The 19,778-nt window shown below is 71.2% G+C and carries 21 protein-coding genes; 12 read left to right on the top strand and 9 right to left on the bottom strand.

Annotated features, from left to right (window positions below):
• Positions 1-12: 12 nt before the first annotated feature.
• From lsrF to ACZ6O2_RS19235, 5 genes are read right to left on the bottom strand one after another with little or no spacing between them, the layout of a single operon-like run.
• Positions 13-897 carry a 3-hydroxy-5-phosphonooxypentane-2,4-dione thiolase gene (gene lsrF, locus ACZ6O2_RS19255; protein WP_350705785.1) on the bottom strand — a complete coding sequence of 295 codons (885 nt, stop codon included), beginning with the start codon at positions 895-897 and terminating at the stop codon, positions 13-15.
• Entirely contained in the window at positions 890-1,909 is a 1,020-nt protein-coding gene (locus tag ACZ6O2_RS19250; RefSeq protein ID WP_350705787.1) for an ABC transporter permease, read from the bottom strand. Before ACZ6O2_RS19250 ends, lsrF begins: the two co-directional genes overlap by 8 nt.
• Positions 1,906-2,865: an ABC transporter permease gene (locus tag ACZ6O2_RS19245; RefSeq protein WP_357461172.1), complete on the bottom strand. Its 960-nt coding sequence runs from the start codon at positions 2,863-2,865 to the stop codon at positions 1,906-1,908. The genes ACZ6O2_RS19250 and ACZ6O2_RS19245 overlap by 4 nt, the downstream gene beginning before the upstream one ends.
• Positions 2,862-4,397 carry a sugar ABC transporter ATP-binding protein gene (locus tag ACZ6O2_RS19240; RefSeq protein WP_466023755.1) on the bottom strand — a complete coding sequence of 512 codons (1,536 nt, stop codon included), beginning with the start codon at positions 4,395-4,397 and terminating at the stop codon, positions 2,862-2,864. The genes ACZ6O2_RS19245 and ACZ6O2_RS19240 overlap by 4 nt, the downstream gene beginning before the upstream one ends.
• Before the next feature lie 25 nt (positions 4,398-4,422).
• Positions 4,423-5,523 (bottom strand): ABC transporter substrate-binding protein, encoded by a 1,101-nt coding sequence (locus ACZ6O2_RS19235; protein WP_357461178.1) that lies wholly within the window; start codon positions 5,521-5,523, stop codon positions 4,423-4,425.
• Positions 5,524-5,801: 278 nt separating this feature from the next.
• On the opposite strand from ACZ6O2_RS19235, the gene ACZ6O2_RS19230 reads away from it, so the two are divergent.
• Positions 5,802-6,545: a GntR family transcriptional regulator gene (locus ACZ6O2_RS19230; protein WP_350705795.1), complete on the top strand. Its 744-nt coding sequence runs from the start codon at positions 5,802-5,804 to the stop codon at positions 6,543-6,545.
• Positions 6,546-6,726: 181 nt separating this feature from the next.
• Positions 6,727-7,338 (top strand): dihydrofolate reductase family protein, encoded by a 612-nt coding sequence (locus ACZ6O2_RS19225; RefSeq protein WP_466023754.1) that lies wholly within the window; start codon positions 6,727-6,729, stop codon positions 7,336-7,338.
• Here the strand turns inward: ACZ6O2_RS19225 and ACZ6O2_RS19220 are convergent.
• The 3 genes from ACZ6O2_RS19220 to ACZ6O2_RS19210 form a co-directional block, all read right to left on the bottom strand.
• Complete coding sequence (locus ACZ6O2_RS19220; RefSeq protein ID WP_466023753.1) at positions 7,335-7,700, bottom strand: hypothetical protein; 366 nt, start codon at positions 7,698-7,700, stop codon at positions 7,335-7,337. The two genes, ACZ6O2_RS19225 and ACZ6O2_RS19220, sit on opposite strands and share 4 nt — an antisense overlap.
• Positions 7,701-7,793: 93 nt before the next feature.
• On the bottom strand, positions 7,794-8,777 hold the full coding sequence (locus ACZ6O2_RS19215) for a hypothetical protein (RefSeq protein WP_466023752.1): 984 nt from the start codon (positions 8,775-8,777) through the stop codon (positions 7,794-7,796).
• Positions 8,778-8,965: 188 nt separating this feature from the next.
• Positions 8,966-9,625, bottom strand: coding sequence for a hypothetical protein (locus ACZ6O2_RS19210; protein ID WP_466023751.1), 660 nt, complete (start codon positions 9,623-9,625; stop codon positions 8,966-8,968).
• A gap of 617 nt (positions 9,626-10,242) precedes the next feature.
• Here ACZ6O2_RS19210 and ACZ6O2_RS19205 point away from each other — a divergent pair.
• The 10 genes from ACZ6O2_RS19205 (at position 10,243) to ACZ6O2_RS19160 (ending at position 19,100) form a co-directional block, all read left to right on the top strand.
• Positions 10,243-11,880 (top strand): TIGR04028 family ABC transporter substrate-binding protein, encoded by a 1,638-nt coding sequence (locus ACZ6O2_RS19205; RefSeq protein ID WP_466023750.1) that lies wholly within the window; start codon positions 10,243-10,245, stop codon positions 11,878-11,880.
• A 16-nt stretch (positions 11,881-11,896) separates the two neighbouring features.
• Positions 11,897-12,841 (top strand): ABC transporter permease, encoded by a 945-nt coding sequence (locus ACZ6O2_RS19200; protein ID WP_466023749.1) that lies wholly within the window; start codon positions 11,897-11,899, stop codon positions 12,839-12,841.
• On the top strand, positions 12,838-13,698 hold the full coding sequence (locus ACZ6O2_RS19195) for an ABC transporter permease (protein WP_466023748.1): 861 nt from the start codon (positions 12,838-12,840) through the stop codon (positions 13,696-13,698). Before ACZ6O2_RS19200 ends, ACZ6O2_RS19195 begins: the two co-directional genes overlap by 4 nt.
• The gene (locus tag ACZ6O2_RS19190; RefSeq protein ID WP_466023747.1) at positions 13,695-15,317 is read left to right on the top strand and encodes a dipeptide ABC transporter ATP-binding protein; all 1,623 of its coding nucleotides are present in this window, start codon (positions 13,695-13,697) and stop codon (positions 15,315-15,317) included. Before ACZ6O2_RS19195 ends, ACZ6O2_RS19190 begins: the two co-directional genes overlap by 4 nt.
• Complete coding sequence (locus tag ACZ6O2_RS19185) at positions 15,314-16,351, top strand: putative FMN-dependent luciferase-like monooxygenase (protein WP_466023746.1); 1,038 nt, start codon at positions 15,314-15,316, stop codon at positions 16,349-16,351. Before ACZ6O2_RS19190 ends, ACZ6O2_RS19185 begins: the two co-directional genes overlap by 4 nt.
• On the top strand, positions 16,348-16,959 hold the full coding sequence (locus ACZ6O2_RS19180; protein ID WP_466023745.1) for a CMD domain protein: 612 nt from the start codon (positions 16,348-16,350) through the stop codon (positions 16,957-16,959). The genes ACZ6O2_RS19185 and ACZ6O2_RS19180 overlap by 4 nt, the downstream gene beginning before the upstream one ends.
• Positions 16,956-17,564 (top strand): alkylhydroperoxidase domain protein, encoded by a 609-nt coding sequence (locus ACZ6O2_RS19175; protein WP_466023744.1) that lies wholly within the window; start codon positions 16,956-16,958, stop codon positions 17,562-17,564. The genes ACZ6O2_RS19180 and ACZ6O2_RS19175 overlap by 4 nt, the downstream gene beginning before the upstream one ends.
• A 39-nt stretch (positions 17,565-17,603) precedes the next feature.
• A complete protein-coding gene (locus ACZ6O2_RS19170) occupies positions 17,604-18,230 on the top strand; it encodes a VOC family protein (protein WP_466023743.1) in 627 nt (208 codons plus the stop codon).
• A 38-nt stretch (positions 18,231-18,268) separates the two neighbouring features.
• Complete coding sequence (locus ACZ6O2_RS19165) at positions 18,269-18,817, top strand: OsmC family protein (protein WP_466023742.1); 549 nt, start codon at positions 18,269-18,271, stop codon at positions 18,815-18,817.
• A gap of 130 nt (positions 18,818-18,947) precedes the next feature.
• The gene (locus ACZ6O2_RS19160; protein ID WP_466023741.1) at positions 18,948-19,100 is read left to right on the top strand and encodes a hypothetical protein; all 153 of its coding nucleotides are present in this window, start codon (positions 18,948-18,950) and stop codon (positions 19,098-19,100) included.
• Between the two features lie 4 nt (positions 19,101-19,104).
• Here the strand turns inward: ACZ6O2_RS19160 and ACZ6O2_RS19155 are convergent, their stop codons facing one another.
• Positions 19,105-19,746 (bottom strand): hypothetical protein, encoded by a 642-nt coding sequence (locus ACZ6O2_RS19155; protein WP_466023740.1) that lies wholly within the window; start codon positions 19,744-19,746, stop codon positions 19,105-19,107.
• Positions 19,747-19,778: the final 32 nt, after the last annotated feature.

Raw genomic sequence — 19,778 nt, 5'->3', positions numbered from 1 at the left:
CCCTGGCGATGATCAGGACGCGGAAGAGGCCGACCGCTCCCGGAACAGCTCGTAGGCGTCCTCGGGCTTGGTGTCGTCGTGCACCACGGCGCGGACCGCGGCCAGCATCGCGGCCGGGTACTCGCTCTGGAAGATGTTGCGGCCCATGTCGACGCCCGCCGCGCCCTCCTGCATCGCCCGGTACGCCATGGTCAGCGCGTCGAGCTCGGGCAGCTTCTTGCCGCCGGCGACGATGATCGGCACCGGGCAGGCCGCGGTCACGGTCTCGAAGCCCTCGTTGACGTAGTACGTCTTGACGATGTGGGCGCCCATCTCCGCGCTGATTCGGGTGGCGAGCCGGAAGTAGCGCGCGTCGCGGACCATGTCCTTGCCCACGGCGGTCACGCCGAGCACGGCGATGCCGTGCCGCTGCCCGGCGTCCACCAGGGCCGCCAGGTTCGCCACCGACCGGGACTCGTGCTCGCCGCCGATGAACACCTGGATCGCCAGCGCCGCGGCGTTGAGCCGGACCGCGTCCTCGATGTCCAGGGCGATGTGCTCGTCCGAGAGGTCCCGCAGCACGCTGGGCCCGCCGCTGGCCCGCAGCACGATACCGGCGTTGCTGTGCGACGGGATGCTGGTGCGCAGGGCGCCGCGGGTCATCATGATCGCGTCGGCGTCCGGCACGAGCGGGGCGATGTTGGTGTCCAGCCGCTCCAGGCCGGCCATCGGCCCGAGGAAGTAGCCGTGGTCGAAGGCCAGCATCACCGTACGGCCGTTGTCGGGTCGGAAGATCCGGGACAGCCGGTTCTGCAGGCCCCAGTCCTGGGCGTGGGCTCCCTTGACGTGGAAGCCGGCGGCGGTGGTGGCGGCCCCGCCGAAGTCGCGGGCGTCGAGCAGACCGTCGGTGTCAGCCATTGCTGTTTTCTCCTGTGCTAGTTCCAGCGGTTGTCGCGGCCGCGGGTCGCAGCCGTCGACGGGTTCGGGTGGTCCCGCCGGCGTTGCGGAGCGCTCCGCCACCGGCGAGGAAGAGGACGAACAGCACCAGGCCGCCCTTGAGCAGGTTCTGTGCGGCCGTGCTCCAGCCCACGAGGTTGACGAGACCGTCGAGCAGGATGAAGAAGAGCGCGCTGCCCCAGATGCCGACCGGCACGGCCCGGCCGCCCGAGATGAGCGTGCCGCCGATGACGACGACGGCGACCGAGTCGAGCAGGTAGCGCGTGCCCAGGTCGGGCGACGGCGCGATGTAGGCGGCGAGCAGCGCGCCCGCCAGTCCGGCGAGGGCGCCACTGGCCAGGTAGGTCGTGCCGATGATCCGGGTGACGGGGATGCCGGCCCGTTCCGCGGCCGGCCGGCTCTGCCCGACCGCGAGCAGCGAGCGGCCGTACGTCGTGCGGCGGAGCAGGACGACGACCAGCGCGGTCAGCGCGGCCACCGCGACGGCGAGCACGGGTACGCCGGCCGGACGCAGGTTGAGCAGCTTGCGCAGCCCGTCGTCGGGCACCGCGGTGAAGCCGTCGGCCAGCGACAGCGTCAGCGACGAGGCGATCAGCCCGGCGGCCAGGGTGGCGATGATCGGCGGGACGGACAGCCCGAGGATCGCCACCACGCTGATCACCGCGACGGCCAGCCCGGTCCCGATGCCGGCCAGGATGCCGACCGGCACCGAACCGGTCGACGCGGTCACCTGGACCGCGACGAAGCCGGCGAGGGAGATGATCGGCGCCACCGACACGTCGATGTTGCCCGGCCCCGCGGTGATCACCAGCATCTGGCCGAGGCCGACGATGACCAGGTACGGGGCCAGGGACAGCGCGAGCGAGACGGTCTGCCCGCTGCCCTGACTGGAGATGGCGAGGATGGTGACCCAGACCAGCGTGGCGGCGACGAAGCCCCAGATCCAGGGGCGGGCGAGCGTACGGAGGGTCATCGGAGCACCTTTCCGACCACGGCGCGGCCGGCCAGCACGGCCAGCACGATCACGCCCTGTACGGCCGACTGCATGTTCGACGGCACGTCGAGCAGGCTGAGGACGACACTGACCAGGCCGAGGGTGATGCCGCCGATGGCGACGCCCCACGGCACGGCGGTGCCGCCAGCGAAGGACCCGCCGCCGAGGATCACCGCGGCGACCGTGATCAGGGTGTAGCTGGTGGCGGACGAGACGTCGCCGCCGCCGGTCTGCGACGCGAGGGCGAGCCCGGAGAGCACGCCGAGCGCCCCGGCCACGACGTACGCGATGATCCGCGCGGTCAGCGGTCGCAGGCCGGCCCGTTGCAGCGCGACCGGGTTGCTGCCCAGCGCGCGGACCCGCACCCCGACGGAGCTGCGGGCGGACAGCAGCCAGACCACCGCGGCGACGACGAGGATCGGCAGCAGCGGGGCGGGGAAGCCGCCCGGCTGCCAGGAGCCGAAGGTCGCCAACCACTCGGGGGTGCTGCCGCCGGGCGTGGGCAGGACGAACATCCCCAGTCCCAGCCAGACGAACGAGGCGCCGAGGGTGGCGATCAGTGACGGCACCCGGCGCAGGTGGATCAGCGCGCCGAGCACGGCGTAGGCCGCCACGAGGCCGAGCAGCATCAGCGCGCCGGTGCCGGGGGAGGAGACCAGCTTCGTGGCGGTGATGACGGTGACCAGGCCGACGAAGTTGCCGATGCCGAGGTCGATGTCGCCCACGGACATGAGCACCATCTGGGCCTGGGCCGCGATGACCAGGGGCACGGTGGCCGAGAGGACCAGGGTGAGACCGGGGACGGTCAGCACGTCGGACTGCAGCGACGCGCAGACCGCGATCATGGCCACCATGGCGACCGCGCTGACCATGGCGGGGCCGGTGCGGCGCAGCAGGGCCCGCGACGGCATCGCCGTCGCGACGAGATTCGTCATCGCTGTGCTCCCGTGGGCTCGGATTCGGCGAAGGAGACGGCGATGATCCGTTCCTCGGAGATTTCCGCGCCGGTCAGCTCGGCGACGACCCGGCCGGCGCGCAGCACGTAGACCCGGTCGCAGTGCGCCATCTCGGCGTTCTCGCTCGAGTACCAGACCACGCTGCGGCCGCCCGCCGCCTCCTGCCGGATGAGCGTGTAGAGGTCGGTCTTCGTGTGCACGTCGACCCCGCGGAACGGGTCGTCGAGCAGGACCAGGTCCGCCGTGGAGGCGAACGCCCGGGCCACGATGACCTTCTGCTGGTTGCCGCCGCTGAGCTCGGTCATGCCCGCGTCGGCGCCACCGCGGATGGCCAACCGGTCCACCCAGTCGCGGACCGCGGCGTCCTCCGCGCCGGTACGGCGTACGCCGTACCGGGCCAGGCCGCGCATGGCGGTGACGATGAGGTTCTCCGCCACGGACCACAGCGGCAGGATGCCGGAGCGCTGCCGGTCACCGGGCACATAGGCGCGGGTGCCCTCGACGGTGGTGTCCCGCCGGACGGGGCGCCACAGCCGTTCGAGCACCTGCTGCTGGCCCTGGCCGGCGAGGCCGGCCAGCCCGACGACCTCGCCCCGGCCGACCGTGATCGACACGTCGTGCAGGCCGTGGCCGGTGGCGCCGCGCAGTTCGCCGACGACCGGCCGGTCGCCGGCCACGCGGGCGGGGGCGGGCGCGGCGGCGGGCTCGGCAACCTCCGCACCCATCAGGGTGAGCACGTCCTGTTCGCTGAGGCCGGCCGCGGGCCGCTCCTCGACGACCGCGCCGTCGCGCATCACCGCGACCCGGTCGGCCACGGAGAGCACCTCACGGATCCGGTGCGAGATGAGCAGGACGGCCGTGCCCTGGGCGGTGAGCCGCCGGACGTACGCGTAGAGCGACCGCGCGGCGTCCGGGCCGAGCGACTCGGTCGGCTCGTCCAGGATCAGCAGGTCGAGCCGATCGACGAGGCTCGCCCGGCCGATCTCCACCATCTGCCGCTGGGCCAGCGACAGGTCCTCGACCCGGTCCCGCGGCGACACCCCGTGGCCCGGGAACATCTCGTCCAGCCGGCGGGTGACCTTGGCGCTGGCCGCCCGCCGCCAGCGCAGGCGGGGCAGGCAGTGCCGGGAGGAGACCCAGATGTTCTCCGCGACGGTGAGGTCGGGGCAGAGCGACGTTTCCTGGTAGGCCATCCGGACCGCACGGAACGGCTCGGAGCCCGGCGCGACGGCGCGCGGCGCCTCCTGCCCACCCACCGTGACCGTGCCCTCGTCGCACGCTTCCAAGCCGGCAAGGATGCGCATCAGCGTGCTCTTGCCTGCGCCGTTGTGGCCGACGAGGCCGAGCACCTCACCGGCGCGGACGTCGAGGTCCACCCCGGTGAGGGCTCGGGTGCGCCCGTACGTCCTGGTCACCCGCCGCGCGGTGACGACCGGTGGCGCCGCGGACGGCGTCCGGTCGTCCTGCGGCGGGGCCGCGTGCGACCCCACCGGCAGGTTGTCGACGTGCATGATGCGCTCCTCTGTTGCTGTTTGGTCAGCCGGCAGCCGTCGGGATCGGCGGCTGCACCGGGGCGCCGCCGCTCTTCACGGCCTCGACCTGCTTGCGGAAGAGCTCCTGGGTCCACGGCCATGCCGCGTACTCGTCGGGCTTCAGGACGCCGGCCCACGCGGCGACGTCCTTCTGCTCCACCAGCACGATCGGGAAGGTCATCTCCTTCGGGATGTCCTTGCCGTCGAGCAGGTCGATCGCCTGCCACAGGGCGGCGACCGACTGGCCCGGGTCGGACATGACCGCGACCGAGCCGTTGTCGAGCTTGCTGTCCTGCCAGTACTTCAGCGCGCGACCGTTGGTCTCGAAGGTGACCGCCGGGACGGGCTTGCCCGCGCTGGTGAACGCCTGGGCGACGCCGTAGCCGTCACCACAGCCGATGACCCCGTCGACCTGCGGCACGCTCGACAGCACACCGAGCACGGCCTTCTGCGCCTTGGCGCCGTCGCACATGCCGTTGACGGTCGCGGCGACCTTGACGTCCGGGTTCTTGGCCAGGATGTCCTGCGTGGTCTGGTACATCTCCGCCTCGGGCTGGGAGCCGACCACGCCCCGGCTGACGATCACCGTGCCCTTGCCGCCGATGCCCTTCACCAGCGGCTCGGCGGCGGCCGTCGCCCAGTCCTTGAAGCTGTTGAGCAGCACGTGGGCGCAGGGGGCGTCGATCGCCGAGTCGAAGACCACGACCTTGATGCCGGCGTCGCAGGCCTGCTGGATGACCGGCTTGAGCGCGGTCGGCGAGGCCGGGTCGATCAGCAGGGCGTCCGGCTTCTGCAGCAGCAGGCTCTTGATCTGGGCGACCTGCTCGGTGGCCGAGTTCTCGCCGGGGGCGTTGACGACCTTGAACTTGCCGATCAGCCCGTCGCTCTGCGCCTTGGTGGCGGCGGCCTCGAACTTGGCGATCATGGTCTGCCGCCAGCCGTTGCCGATGAAGCCGTTGCTCAGCGCGATGAACGGCTTGTCGCCGTCCTTGGCGTTGCCGCCGCTCGCGCCGGAGCCGCAGCCGGCCGCGGTGACCGCGACCGTCGCGACGAGCGCGGCCACGACGGCGGTGCGCCGCCGTCGGGACGAGGGATGGGTACGCATGGTGGGGGCCTCCAGAGAGAGCGAAAACCCGTCGGAGCGGGAGTGGACGTGCTCAGTCAGCCGACCGCAGCTGAGGGGCCGCGGTGAGGTCCAGTCATTACAGACCTGTAGTGACAGGTTGGCTAGAGCTAGATGACAAACGTGTTTCAAGTCACAGTGATGGTGGTTACGTTAACGTGTCAATTCGGTGATTGGGCTGGCAAACGACCCCCGCTTCCTGTCATGACAGGGCTGCGCGGTCATGGCATGCTGTATCCGGTCGATGGGGAAGGAAGTCCATGACGATGACGTACCGGCGGCTCACCCGCGATGGGAGCGAGCCGCTGTGGATGCAGCTGATGCGGGAGCTGCGCGGCCAGATCGAGGCCGGTGAGATAGCCCCGGACCAGCCGTTGCCGTCGGAGGCGGAGCTGACCGACCTCTTTGGCGTCTCCCGCACCGTCGTCCGTGAGGCGCTGCGTGAGCTCGTCCAGCAACGGATGATCTACAAGGTCAAGGGGCGGGGCGCCTTCGTCGCTCCCCGCAAGACCGAGCTGCGCTTTGTCGGCTCCGTGTCCGGCTCCGCCGACGACCTGCGGGAGTCGGGACGCCGGGTCACCACCCACACGATCAGCCAGAGCCTCAGCCCGGCGGACCAGCGCGAGGCGGACCTGTTGCAGATTCCGGTCGGCGAGCCGGTCGTGCGGATGCGCCGGCTCCGGGGTGTCGACGGCCAGCCCTGGCTGCTCGTCGACACCGCGCTGCCCGCCCGGCTGGTGCCCGGCCTGGACCGCGCCGTCCTGGAGAACCAGTCCCTCTACGACGTGCTGCGCCGCCGGTACGGGCTCGAACCTGTCGGGGCCGACCGCTGGATCGAAGCCGTCTTCCCCGAACCCGAGGACGCCGCCCTGCTCGAGGTCACCGCCTCGACGCCCCTGCTCGGCATCGAGTCCGTGGCCTGGCTGCCGGACGGCACCCGGTTCGAGGCCTACTACGCACTGCACCGCAGCGACCAGACCCGCTTCTTCGTCGGCATCCGCTGACCTCGGCAGCACCCGGGCGGCGGGTGCCCACCTTCCTGAAACCGACCGCGCGTCGGATCGTTGCTCCCAGAGGTGGCCGGTAGGCGGCAGTGCTGGCTTCGGACCACGGATCAGGCCGATGATTCTCGATCCGTCGCGTGGTCTGGTCGAGGGGCGGATCGGGGAGTGGAGGGAGCGTCAGATGGGCAAGCTCGTCGTGACGGAGTTCGTGACGCTGGACGGTGTGGCGCAGGCGCCGGGGGCGCCCGACGAGGACCGCGACGGCGGCTTCGCGCATGGCGGGTGGCAGGCGCCGCTGGTGGACCAGGAGTCCGGCAGTGCCATGTTCGAGCAGGCCGCGAGCATGGACGCGCTGCTGCTGGGCCGGAAGACGTACGAGATCTTCGCCGCCTACTGGCCGAAGGCGCCCGTGGAGATCCCCTTCACCGGCCTGCTCAACCGGGTGCCCAAGTACGTGGCGAGCCGTACGCTTGCCGAGCCGCTGGAGTGGGAGGGATCGACGCTCGTCAGCGGTGATCTCGCCGAGGGCGTTGCCGGGCTGAAGGATCGCCACGACGAGCTCCACGTCATCGGCAGCCTCGACCTGGTGCAGTCGCTGCTGCGCCTCGGCCTCGTCGACCGGCTGCACCTGTGGCTCTATCCGCTGGTGCTCGGTAGCGGCAAGCGGCTGTTCGCGGCAGGCACCGTGCCCACGGCCTTCCGGCTCTCCGAGTCGATCACCCGCGCCAACGGCGCGCTGCAACTGACCTACGAGACGGCAGGCACCCCGAGCTACGGCAACCTCGCCGTCTAACGGTGCGTCGCGCCGGACGCGGGCTCCAGCCGTTCGCGGTCCCGACTGAGCGTGAAGCGCAGCGGCCCGCCGTCACCATGAACCGGCCAGCCCGCGGCCAGCGCCGCCTGGATCAGTTCCGCGACCAACCGTGGCGTGACCGGGGCCAGGGCGAACACCTCGGCCACCCGGTCCGCAGGTGCGGTGATGATCGGTCCGAAGTTGAGCCACGGGTCGTCGAAGGCCACCTGGACCTCCAACTGGCTGCCCCTGGTTGCGATGTGCCAGACCCTGACCACGACGTGACCGGGGTCGACGTGACTGACCATCCATCGGTAGTCGAGGCCGGCGACGCGGATCCTCCGCTTGCGAATCCTGGCCACGGTGCGAGCGTAGGCGCCCGCGCCTGCACCGCGGTAGCGGAATTCGCGACAGACCGTCGGGGCCGGAGCGTACCCGGTCCCGGCCTGCTCATTTCATCTGGCCCACTTCCAGACGGCGTGGAAGCCCTCGGTCTGCCGCATCCAGAAGTAGCCGTACGCCGCGGTGCTTCCGAGGTAGGGCCCGATCTGCGCGAGCAGGGCCCTGGTGCCCTTTCGGTCATGCTCGGCCAGGTAGTTGGCCAGCGCCAGCCAGTGCCGAAGCGTGATGCCCCGACCGATCAGGCGAGGCTCGCCGGCCCCGCGCCACTTGGCGGCGCACGCGTCGATCTCCCGGATCACCTCGGGCCGGCGGAAGTAGCTCGCTTTCGCGGCCAGCGACTCCGCCCGCGTGTCGAAGCCGTATTCGCGCAGCGCGTACTCGAAGTGGGCGAGCAGCGGCAGCATCGCCACCGATGAGCCGACGGGCGCGGCGGCGGCGGGCTTGCGGGCCGCGGCGAACATCTGCTCGTGCGAGCCGTACCACTTCTCGCAGAGGAAGGTCACCGCCATGAGGTGGGCCTCGAAGTTGTACGGATCGCGCTTGACCGACTCGCCCATCGCCGCGAGGAACTCGTCGCGCTGCCGGTGGCCGTCGGCGAGCATCGAGGTCAGGCGGACCACCCATGGGTAGGGGTCGTCGGGGTTGAGCTCCACCGCGCGCTGACTGGCCCGGGCCGCGAGGGCGGAGAGTCGGTGGAACTCCTGGAACTGCTCCCGGCTGGTTTCGCGAGCAGACGCGGCACCCCGGGCTTCGCCAGCCAGGTCCATCAGGGCGTCAGCTCGCAGGATGGCGACCGTCGGGTCGTCCGGCGCAGCGGCTTCCCACGCGTCCAGCCACTGGGGGGACTGACCGGCAGCGCCACCCAGCACCGAGAGCCGGCGGCCGCGCAGCTCCCAGTCCCGGCCGGTGGCCTCGGTCAGTTTCCGGGCTGCTGCCCAGTCACCCGCGAGCGCCCGGTCACGCGCGGCGCGCAACTCCAGATCGGCCTGGCTGTAGTCGGAATCCGGGTTGGGCGGCTTGCGGAAGCGTCCGAACATCCGGCGATCATAAAGATCGACACAACTGCACGCCCGTCCGCCCTGGCCGATTGGGCCTTCGTGACCGCGTCCAGGCACCGGCATCGACGCGATCGGCGGTGTGCTCGTGTGCCGCCGACAGGGCGTTCACGTCGCACCCGGCTCGGCAGGTCGGGCAGGGAAATCGGGGAGCCCCGAAGCGTCACCGTTCACGAGGCTGGCGGGACGGCCCTATGACCTGCGGTCTCCGGCCGGGGCTTGGTGAGGAGGGTCTTGTGGTCGCTCCACAGCCACTGGAGGTACCCCTGCAGTTCGTCGAGGCTGGCGACCCACTCCGTGGTCGTGTACGTGAGTATCCGTTCTGCCTCCCCTGCGAGCAGGTCGTAGGCGGTCGCTTGCGTCTCCGGGGCGGCTGTGTCGGGAGGGACAGGTACGGGGTCCGGGATGAGCGGGATGCGGATGCCGCTGCGGCTGAGCGCTTTGAGAACCGTGAGATAGACGCGGGGCAGGTGGTAGGGGGAGACGCTGAGCGCGAGACTCGTGATGCCGAGGGCCTCGACCTGGCTGGCGATCCACGCGCCTTGTAAGCCGGTGTTGGGTGCCGGCTCGGCCTGTAGGTGGACCCCGTCGAGGCGGCGCAGGCCGAGCCTGCGTAGATAGGGGAGTGTGATCCGGTGGTATGTCTTCTCGGTCGGATTGCCATTCGCCACCAGCAGGTAGCTGATGCCTGGGTTGGCCTCCCAGCGTCGGATGGCATGGGTGGGACGCCACTCCTCGCCCTGGCCGACCGGTACGGCGACTGCGTCGATGTGGTCGGCGGCCGACTGAGGTAGGGACAGGATCGCCATGAAGGCCTTCATCACGTCCATCAGGTGCACGGTCGTGTAGCCAGCGAGGTCCGCTGCCTGCACGACCCGAGGAAGCGACCTGTTCGGATGCGTCGGACGCACCGCTCTCACCTCCTGCTGGTCCTGCATCTCCGCCCGGCGGAACAGATCCGGTCAGTATCGCCGCTCGCTGACCTGTCGGCGTCACCGGAGGGCACACCTTACTGGTCGAGGCCGGGGCGCCGCGGTCACCGGGCTTCCGACGCATCCCACGATGCGAGCAGGATTTGTTACCTACCAAACCGATGGGATAACTTCCCAACCATGATCCGTAGCAGCCACTCGCCGACCGGGAAGCGCATCGTCACTTCCCTGGTCGTGCGGCGCTACGTCGACCACCAGCGCACCTGCAGCGCACTCTGTCCGCGCTGACCGAGTAGGCGAGGGCGGCGCTTCCGCGGCGGCAACTGCTCCCGCGACGAGCGCATGCGCGCTCGTCGCGGCGCGTCCGACCGCTGTCACCTCCCCCTCTCGCCGGCCCGGCCCGGTGGCCCTGACACCCGGACGCGGGGCAGCTCCGGCACGAGCACGTCGCCCTGCGCCTGAATTACGTCACCCCCTCCATGCAAGTTCCTTGCCGGTACGAAAGGCCATCACGCATGTCACGATCCAGGTTCCGGTCCACCGCGCTGGCAGGGGTTGCCGCCCTCGCCGTGGCCGGGTTGCTCGCCTCCTGCTCGGGCGGCGGCTCGCCCGGTGCCGGGCAGGACGCCGGCGACCCTATCTACGGCGGCACGCTCGTCTACCTCGAGCACCAGCCGCCGAGCTGCCTCTACCTGCCGGCCGCGGGCTTCTACCCGAACGGCGGTGTGCTCAACCAGCTCACCGACAAACTCACCTGGCAGGACCCGAAGACACTCAAGGTCGAGCCCTGGGTCGCCAAGTCCTGGGAGGTCAACGCCGACGCGACCGAGTACACCTTCCACCTGCGCGACGGGGTGACCTTCAGCGACGGCAGCCCGCTCGACGCGGAGACCGTGGCGGCGAACTACGACGTGTACGGCCTCGGCGACAAGGACCTGAAGCTTCCGGTGGCCGAGTTCGTCAACAACTACGAACGCAGTGAGGTCGTCGACAAGGACACGGTGAAGTTCCACTTCGACAAGCCGTCGCCCGGGTTCCTGCAGGGCACGTCGGTGATCGGGGCGGGCCTCGTGTCCAAGAAGACCATCTCGCTGCCGTACGAGGAGCAGTGCCAGCTCAAGAACGTCGTCGGCTCCGGCCCGTTCACCGTCGCGAACCAGGTCATCGACAAGGAGATCGAACTGGTGGCCCGCGAGGACTACAACTGGGCCCCGCCGTCCTTCGCCCACCAGGGGCGCGCCTACCTCGACCGGATCAAGATCATCGTGACTCCGGAGGACAGCGTCCGGGTCGGCGCGTTGACCTCGGGGCAGGCGGACTACGTGCGCTACGTGCAGGCGTACGACGAGGCGACCGTGACCTCCGCCGGCCACCGCATCTACGCCGAGCCGACCCGCGGCGTCAACAACGGGCTCTACCTGCGACCGGCGAACAGCATCCTGCAGGACATCAACGTCCGTAAGGCGCTGCAGGCGGGCACCAACGCCAAGGAGGTCGTCGAAACGCTCTTCACCGGCAGCTACCCGGTGGCGACCTCGGTGCTCAGCCACCTGGCAGAGGGATACACCGACCTCTCCGCGCAACTCGCCTACGACCCCGACCGGGCCAACGCCCTGCTCGACCAGGCCGGCTGGGTACGCGGCGGCGACGGCATCCGGGAGAAGGGTGGCCGCAAGCTCGAACTGAGCGTCTTCGTCTCCGGCCCGCAGCCGCTGTCGAAGCAGACCCTCGAACTGGTCGCCCAGCAGTGGACCAGGATCGGTGTGCGGCTCGACGTCCGCCCCGCGGACTCCGGCACCCAGGCCGTGGACATCAAGAACGCCGAGCGGACCGCCATCACGCACTCGATGGTGGGACGGGCGGACCAGGACGTGATCAAGAGCCACTTCCACACCAAGAACCGGGACGTGCTGCTCTCCAACGACCCGAAGCTCGATCGCCTGCTGGAGGAGCAGTCCGCGCTCGTCGACGAGAACGCGCGCAACGCGAAGGTCGTCGAGATCCAGCGGTACGTGATCGAGCAGGGCTACGCGATCCCGCTGTTCGAGGAGCCGCAGGTGTACGGCGCCGCGCCGTACGTGCACGGCGTCGGCTTCGAGGCGGTCGCACGCCCCAGCTTCTACGACGTGTGGCTGTCCAAGAGGGACAAGTAGGGCGGGTGGGCGGCTCATGACCAGGTATCTCGCGCTCCGTGTCGGGCAGGCCGTACTCGTGCTGTGGGCCGCCTTCACCGCCGGCTTCGTGCTGCTGCAACTGCTGCCGGGCGACTCCATACTGATCAAGTTCCAGAACCCGGAGCTCGGGCTCTCGCCCGAGCAGATCGCGGAGATCCGCCAGCTGTACGGCGGCGACGAGCCGGGCATCGTCCGGTACGTCCACACGCTGCTGGGCTTCCTGCGCGGTGACTTCGGCTATTCGATCGACACCGGCACGCCGGTGATCGAGCGGCTGGCCGAGGGCCTGCCGGCGACCGCCGAGCTCGCCGGCCTCGGCTTCGGAGTCGCCGTGCTGATCGCCGTGACCATCGCCTTCGTGTCGAGCCACAGCCGGTTCGCCTGGATCCGGGGCGCGCTGCTGGCGGTGCCGTCGCTGTTCGTCTCGGTCCCCACCTTCTGGCTGGGCATCGTGCTGATCCAGGTGTTCTCGTTCCAGCTCGGACTGGTACCCGTCATCGGCGGCACCCGGTTCGAACAGCTCGTCCTGCCCGTGCTGACTCTCGCCGTACCGATCTCGGCGCCGCTGGCGCAGGTCCTGGCCCGCAGCCTCGACCGGGTTCACGCGCAGCCGTTCGTCGCGGTGGTGGCCGCCAAGGGCGCCTCGCGCCGCTGGATCCTCTGGCGGCACGTCGCCCGCAACGCGCTGCTACCCACGCTGACGATCGCCGGAGTGACCTTCGGCGAGCTCATCGCGGGATCGGTCGTGACCGAGACGGTCTTCGGCCGCAACGGCATCGGCCGGCTGACCGAACAGGCGGTCACCGCCCAGGACACCCCGGTGATGCTGGCCATCGTGGTGCTCGCCGCCGCCGTGTTCGTGCTGGTCAACCTCGTGGTCGACCTGCTCTTTCCCGTCCTCGACCCGCGACTGACGACGAAGGTCGGTGTCACCGCATGACCGCCCGATCCGGTATCGACGTTCTCCGGCCCGCGCAGCCGGCCCCGGCCCGGCTGCCGCTGCGCCGGCCACCCGTCGCGCTCGTGCTCGCCTGGCTCGCGATCGCCGTCGTCGTGCTGTGGGCGGTCGCGCCGGGCCTGTTCACCGGCCACGACCCGATCAACGGCGTACCGGCGCAGAAGCTCCAGGCACCGAGCGCCGCGCATCTCTTCGGCACGGACGCCCTGGGCCGGGACCTCCTCGCCCGCGTCGTGCACGGCTCCGCCCGCTCGCTGACCGGCGCGTTCGTCGCCGTGGCGGTCGGGCTCGTGCTGGGCACGCTGCTCGGCCTGCTCGCCGGATCGGTCGGCGGCCTGCTCGACGACCTGGTGATGCGGGTGGTCGACGTGCTGCTCGCGGTCCCGGGACTGCTGCTCGCGCTGACGGCCATCATCCTGCTCGGCCCCGGCACCGTCAACGTGGCGATCGCCGTCGGCATCGGCTCGGTGGCGGCCTTCGCCCGGCTGGCGAGATCAGAGGTGGTACGGGTCCGGCGCGCCGACTACGTGGAGGCCGCGTTCGGCAGCGGAGGCCGCTTCACCACCGTGCTCCGGCGGCACGTGCTGCCCAACTCGCTCGGCCCCGTCGTGGCGCTCGCCGCGGTGCAGTTCGGCGCCGCGATCCTGGCCATCTCCACGTTCAGCTTCCTCGGCTACGGCGCGAAGCCGCCCACCCCCGAGTGGGGGCTGCTCATCTCGGAAGGACGCAACTACCTGGCCACCTCGTGGTGGCTGACCACCCTGCCGGGCGTGGTCGTGGTCCTCGTCGTGCTCGCCGCCGGCCGGATCAGCCGCTCGATCAGCCGGGAGGACGGATGAGCCTGCTCGAGGTACGCGACCTGACCGTCTCCTACCGGACCCGCGACCACGTCCACCCCGCGGTCGGCGGCATCTCGTTCGCCGTCGACCGCGGCGAGGTCGTCGCGGTCGTCGGAGAATCCGGTTCCGGCAAGTCGACCACCGCACACGCGATCATCGGCCTGCTACCCGCGAACGGGTCCGTCGACTCCGGCCAGATCCTGCTCGACGGCACGGATGTCGCCGGCTGGTCGTCGAAACGTCTGGAGTCGGTCCGCGGCGCGCAGATCGGCCTGATCCCGCAGGACCCGACGAGTTCGCTGAACCCGGTCATGACGATCGGCGCGCAGATCGGCGAGACGCTGCGCATCCACAAGCGCGGCGACCGACGCGCCATCTCGCGCCGCGTGATCGAGCTGCTCGACCGGGTCGGCCTGTCCGACCCCGAGCTGCGCGCCCGGCAGTATCCACACGAACTCTCCGGCGGGATGCGTCAGCGCGTCCTCATCGCCAGCGCGATCGCCCTCGAACCACAGCTCGTCATCGCCGACGAGCCGACGAGCGCGCTCGACGTCACCGTGCAGCGGCGCATCCTCGACCTCATCGACGACCTCCGTACGGAGTTCGGCACCGCCGTGATCCTCGTGACCCACGACCTCGGCGTCGCCGCCGACCGGTCGAACCGGCTCGTCGTGATGCGCGACGGGCGGGTCGAGGAGCAGGGGTCGACCGCGGCGGTGCTGGCCCGACCGGAAGCCGAGTACACCCGGCGACTGCTGCGGGACGCCCCGTCGCTGGCGCCACGACAGTTCCGCGACGTCCCCCCGCCGGCGCGCGGCGGACGCTCCGCCGGCGGGCAGCCGCCCGCGATCGTCGCCCGCGACCTGGTCAAGGAGTTCCGGGTCGGGCGCAAGCCGTTCCGGGCGGTCGACGGGGTCTCGTTCGACGTACGGCGGGGGACGACCCATGCCCTCGTCGGCGAGTCGGGGTCCGGCAAGACGACGACCGCGCGGATGGTCGTCCGCTTCGCCACGCCGACCTCCGGTTCCGTGACGATCGGCGGCACCGACGTGGCGCGGCTGCGCGGCGACGAACTGCGCCAACTGCGCCGCCGGGTGCAACTGGTCTACCAGAACCCGGCCGGCTCGCTCGACCCCCGGCAGTCCGTCGGCGACATCGTGGCCGAACCGCTGCGCAACTTCCGGCTCGGTGACCGGGCCGGCCGTGGCAAGCGGGTGCGGGACCTGGTCGACCGGGTGGCCCTGCCGCGGACGGTGCTCGACCGCAAGCCGCGTGAACTCTCCGGCGGTCAACGCCAGCGCGTCGCGATCGCCCGCGCGCTGGCCGTCGACCCGGAGGTGCTCGTGCTCGACGAAGCGGTCTCCGCGCTCGACGTGACCGTGCAGGCGCAGATCCTCGACCTGTTCGACGGGCTGCAGCGCGAACTCGGGCTCACCTACCTGTTCATCTCGCACGACCTCTCGGTGGTGCGGCAGATCTCCGACACCGTGTCGGTCATGAGAAAGGGACGCATCGTGGAGACCGGAACCACGCGGCAGGTCTTCGAGACGCCGCAGCACGAGTACACCCGTGAGTTGCTCGCCGCCGTACCCGGCGCCGTCGCGGAGCTGGCGGCATGAGCCGTCCGCGACTCGGGTTCTTCACCCGGCTGCTCGACGACGGGCCGGCGGAGGCGCGCTACCGGCTGGCCGCCGAGCAGATCCGGCACGCCGAGGCGTACGGGTTCGACTCCGCCTGGGTGGCCCAGCACCACTTCCACGCAGCCGAGGGCGGGCTGCCGGCACCGCTGGTGTTCCTCGGGCACGTCGCCGCGCAGACCACTCGGATCCGCCTCGGCACCGGCATCATCACGTTGCCGCTGGAGAACCCGGTCCGCGTCGCCGAGGACGCCGCGGTGCTCGACCTGCTCAGCGGCGGCCGGCTCGAGGTCGGTGTCGGCAACGGCGGCACTCCCTCGTCGTTCAGCGCGTTCGGGCAGGACAGCGCGAACCGCTCGGCCGTCTACGCCCAGCATCTCGCGGTGCTCGTCGACGCCTGGTCGGGCCGCGCCCTCGCCGACGACGGCAACCACCTCTACCCGGCGGCACCGCGCCTGCTCGACGCCATCTGGGAGGCGACCTTCTCGGTGAGCGGGGGAGTCCGCGCCGGGAAGGCCGGCAACGGACTGATGCTCTCGCGTACCCAGCCGCGCACCGAGGACGCCCCGCACGCCACCCTGGCGGAGATCCAGCGTCCCATCGTGGACGCCTACCACGACAACCTGCCGGAGGGCGTGCCGCCGCGGATCATGGCGTCGCGTACGGCATTCGTCGCCGATGGCCGCGCCGAGGCGCTGCGCTTCGCCGAGGCGGGGCTCGGTCGCGCCGTCCGGCAGTTCAAGGAGAAGGGTCACCCCGTGCCCGACGGGGGCCTCGCCCAGCTCATCGCCGCGTTCGACGTGCACGTCGGAACCCCGGACGACGTCATCGCCAGCCTGAAGGCCGACCCGATCCTCCAGCGCTCGACCGACCTGGTCTTCCAGGTGCACTCGGTCGACCCCCCGCATCCGTTCGTCCTCCGCTCGATCGAGCTGCTCGCGACCGAGGTCGCGCCCGCGCTCGGCTGGGCGCCGCACTCCACCGCCGACCCGTCAACCGAACGGAGCAGCGCATGAGCACATCCATCGCCGACGTCATCGACCACCTGGTCGGCATCGAGCCCGCCTCCCGCCTCGACCAGATCCGCCACCGGCGACCGGAGGCCAGGAGGAACGCGCAGGCCAGCTACGAGGCGCTCTTCTCGCCGCGCCCTGCCGGGGAGGCCACCACGGCCGAGCGGCTCGCCGTCGCCGCGTTCGTGACCGCTCTGCACCGGGACGGCGCGACCGCCGACTTCTACGCCACCCGCCTGGCCGAGCACTCACCGCAGCTCGCCGCGCTGATCGCGAAGGAGGCCGAGGCCGGCAGGACCACCGGCCCCTACGGCGCCTACCCGGCACCCGGTCCGCTCGCCGCCGAGAGCGTGGCGGGGCCGGCGTACCGGACGAACGACCGCGACGAGCTGGGAGCGCGGCTCGCCGCCGCCCTGGAACACGCCCACCTCCTGGTGTTCCGTCCGCGCGAGGCGAGCCGCGAGGCGTTGCAGGCCCTCCTCGACGCCGGCTGGAGCACCACCGACGTGGTGACCCTGTCGCAGCTCGTCGCCTTCCTCAGCTTCCAGGTGCGCCTCGTCACGAGCCTCCGGCTCCTGGCCGTGCCGTCCAGAAAGGGATCCCCGTCGTGAGCGACACCGTGCTCGACCGTCCCGCCGCCGCGCGACCGCTCGCCTTCACCCAGGACCAGCTCGGCTGGGAGCCCTGGCTCGCACCGCTGAGCGAGGCGGAACTCACCGACGTCCATCGGGAGGCGCTCGTGGACAAGGCGCGCGCCAACTCCCCCTACTTCCTGCTGCTCGCCCGGGACCCGGAGATCCTGCGCGCGCGGACGAAGACCGACAAGGACATCTTCTACAACCCGGACGAGGGCCTGCCGAGGGCGGAGCGGGAACTCGCGGCGGCGGCAACCTCGCGCCGCAACGGCTGCGTCTTCTGCGCCTCCGTCCATGCCCGGTTCGCCTCACACCACTCCAAGCGCCCCGACGACGTGCAGCGGCTGCTCGACGAGGGGGTCGACGCACCCCAGGACGAGCGCTGGCGGGCCGTCGTCGACGCCGCGGTGGCCCTCACGGCCACGCCGGCCGCGCTGACCGCCGAGCACATCCACGCCCTGCGCGCGGTCGGTCTCGACGACCTGGCGATCAGCGACCTGCTGCATGCGGCCGCCTTCTTCAACTGGGCCAACCGGCTCATGCTCTCCCTCGGGGAGCCGACTCCACCACCGGCCGCGTGAGCACCGCCAGCGGCCAGTCCTCGTACGAAAGGCAGTGACGTGACCGAACCCCGACTCGACCACCTCGTCCACGCGGTGCCCGACCTCGCCGCCGGTGTCGCCGACTTCGCGGCGCGCACCGGCGTCACCCCCGTTCCCGGGGGCCGGCACCCTGGCGGCACCGCCAACTACCTCGTCGGGTTCGGCCCGACCTCTTACCTCGAAATCATCGGTCCGGATCCGGAGGCCGATCCCGCCGTCCGCCCGAGCACCTTCGGCCTGGACGCCCTGACCGAGCCTCGCCTCGCCACCTGGGCGGTGCACCCGGACGACATCGAGAAGACGGTCGGCCTCGCCCGCGAACGCGGGTACGACCCCGGCGAGATCCAGCCGTTGTCCCGCCGTCGACCCGACGGGGTGCTGCTGTCCTGGCGGCTGACCCGACGGGAGGAACGCGCGGCGGGCGGGCCGGTGCCGTTCCTCATCGACTGGGGCGGCACGGAACATCCCGCGCGCTCCGGCCTGCCGCAGGTGCGGCTCGCCTCGTTCACCGCGACGCACCCGGACCCGTCGGTGGTCCGCCGCGACCTCGCCGCGCTCGGCGTCGAACTCGACGTGACCGACGGACCGCGGGCCGCGCTGGAGGCGGTGCTCGACACGCCGCGCGGCCCGGTGACCCTGCGCTGAGCGGCCGACCGGACACCACCCAGAAGAGAGCGAATGCTGTGAGTAACCTTCGTGAATACCTGTCCCAGAAGCGGGCGGCGCTGACCGCGCGCCGTGCCGCCCCGGACCGTGGCCCCGTTCCGTTGCGCGCCCGGGTCACCGCCGAGGGACGCAGCGGCGTACGGCGCATCCGGATCCGTGACTTCCAGGTCATCAGCGACAGCGGTCCGGACTTCGCCGGCTACGATCTCGGGCCCGGCTCCCCGGAGCTGCAGGCCGGCGTGCTCGGCAGCTGCGTGACGCACATCTTCCTGATCAAGGCGGCGGAGCTGGAGATCCCGCTCGACTCCCTCGCGGTGGACGTGCAGGCCGAGTACGACCCACGTGCCCAGGAGCCCGGGAACACCGAGGCGCCTGTCCACCCGTACAACTTCCGATACGAGGTGCAGGTCGCCTCGCCCGCCCTCGACGAGGACCTGGCCCGGCTGCACGCTGAGGTGCAGCGGGTATGCCCGATCCTCAACCTGCTGCGCAGTCCACAGGAGATCAGCGGCTCGCTGGCTCGGGTGACCCCGGCCGACGGAGACGAGCAGGGCCGCGCCGCCTGACTCGGCGAACGCGGCGCGCGCCGGTGCGGTCGGTGGCAGGTGCGGGTCCGCAGAGGCGGCCTGTCGACTTCGGGGAGGGACGGGTGACCATCCCTCCCCGAAGTCGACCGGTCGGCCTCAGGACAGCAACGTGTCCAGGGCCGCCTCGATGGTCTCGGTGTCCGGCGACGCGTACGCCCTCATGGTGGTCTTGTTGTATTGCGAGAGGAAGGTCGGGCACCGGTTCGCCGGGGTGCTCAGGGTGCCGCCGTCGCCGATCTTCTCGGCGGTCTTCGCCGCGTAGAAGGTCAGCTTGTAGCGCGACGAGACGTAGTCGATGGTGAACTGCTTGAGAAGGGTGTCCTTGTACTCGCACTCGCGGGGCGTGCCCTCGCCCCCACGAACTCCAGGCAGCCGACCACCGACACCGACTCGAAGTCGGTGCTCCCGGCGTAGTACGGCTTGTTCGAGGCGATCGACGTCGACGACCAGAGCGCCGGCTGGTCGGGGGAGTTCGCGAACGTGTACGCCTTCGCGCCCGACGGTCCGTTGTAGGGCGCCGCGTTGAGGATCTGGCTGCCCTCGCAGACGTTGCCCAGGTCGCTGTCGCTGCGGGCGGTCACCGCGTTGTCGCCGGGCTCCTGCGACTCGGACCCCCCAGGGGCGGGGGTGGCGCCCGGCTCGCCGCTGGTCGCCTTCGGGGCGTGATCGTCGTCGTTGTTGACGAGGGTCAACCCGACGCCGGCGAGTACGAGCAGGGCCACCACGGCGGACAGGCCGATGACCAGAGCCCTCTTCGACCTCTGCGGCGGCAGGGCCGGGGCCTCGAACCGCGGTGCCTGCCGTGGCTGGCCGTATCCGGGGTGCCTGCCCTGCGGGGCCGGCGGCCCGCTGCGGGGGGTGACGTTCGGATCCGGCTGCCCTCCGTGCGGAGGGGGACTGTCAGTCATGTGATGCCCTTATCGCTGTCGACTCGTGCCCA

The organism is Micromonospora sp. NPDC048040 (genome assembly GCF_055587185.1).
The sequence above is the reverse complement of the archived record's forward strand: the minus strand, read 5'-3'. Positions and strand labels throughout refer to the sequence as shown.

Bases quoted from the DNA above. Each gene is read 5' to 3' on its own strand.
- ACZ6O2_RS19155 (WP_466023740.1), bottom strand. From the start codon at position 19,746: ATGACTGACAGTCCCCCTCCGCACGGAGGGCAGCCGGATCCGAACGTC.
- ACZ6O2_RS19240 (WP_466023755.1), bottom strand. From the start codon at position 4,397: ATGCACGTCGACAACCTGCCGGTGGGGTCGCACGCGGCCCCGCCGCAG.
- ACZ6O2_RS19185 (WP_466023746.1), top strand. From the start codon at position 15,314: ATGAGCCGTCCGCGACTCGGGTTCTTCACCCGGCTGCTCGACGACGGG.
- ACZ6O2_RS19205 (WP_466023750.1), top strand. From the start codon at position 10,243: ATGTCACGATCCAGGTTCCGGTCCACCGCGCTGGCAGGGGTTGCCGCC.
- ACZ6O2_RS19215 (WP_466023752.1), bottom strand. From the start codon at position 8,777: ATGTTCGGACGCTTCCGCAAGCCGCCCAACCCGGATTCCGACTACAGC.
- ACZ6O2_RS19180 (WP_466023745.1), top strand. From the start codon at position 16,348: ATGAGCACATCCATCGCCGACGTCATCGACCACCTGGTCGGCATCGAG.
- ACZ6O2_RS19190 (WP_466023747.1), top strand. From the start codon at position 13,695: ATGAGCCTGCTCGAGGTACGCGACCTGACCGTCTCCTACCGGACCCGC.
- ACZ6O2_RS19230 (WP_350705795.1), top strand. From the start codon at position 5,802: ATGACGATGACGTACCGGCGGCTCACCCGCGATGGGAGCGAGCCGCTG.
- ACZ6O2_RS19225 (WP_466023754.1), top strand. From the start codon at position 6,727: ATGGGCAAGCTCGTCGTGACGGAGTTCGTGACGCTGGACGGTGTGGCG.
- ACZ6O2_RS19250 (WP_350705787.1), bottom strand. From the start codon at position 1,909: ATGACCCTCCGTACGCTCGCCCGCCCCTGGATCTGGGGCTTCGTCGCC.
- ACZ6O2_RS19200 (WP_466023749.1), top strand. From the start codon at position 11,897: ATGACCAGGTATCTCGCGCTCCGTGTCGGGCAGGCCGTACTCGTGCTG.
- ACZ6O2_RS19195 (WP_466023748.1), top strand. From the start codon at position 12,838: ATGACCGCCCGATCCGGTATCGACGTTCTCCGGCCCGCGCAGCCGGCC.
- lsrF (WP_350705785.1), bottom strand. From the start codon at position 897: ATGGCTGACACCGACGGTCTGCTCGACGCCCGCGACTTCGGCGGGGCC.
- ACZ6O2_RS19210 (WP_466023751.1), bottom strand. From the start codon at position 9,625: ATGGACGTGATGAAGGCCTTCATGGCGATCCTGTCCCTACCTCAGTCG.
- ACZ6O2_RS19245 (WP_357461172.1), bottom strand. From the start codon at position 2,865: ATGACGAATCTCGTCGCGACGGCGATGCCGTCGCGGGCCCTGCTGCGC.
- ACZ6O2_RS19235 (WP_357461178.1), bottom strand. From the start codon at position 5,523: ATGCGTACCCATCCCTCGTCCCGACGGCGGCGCACCGCCGTCGTGGCC.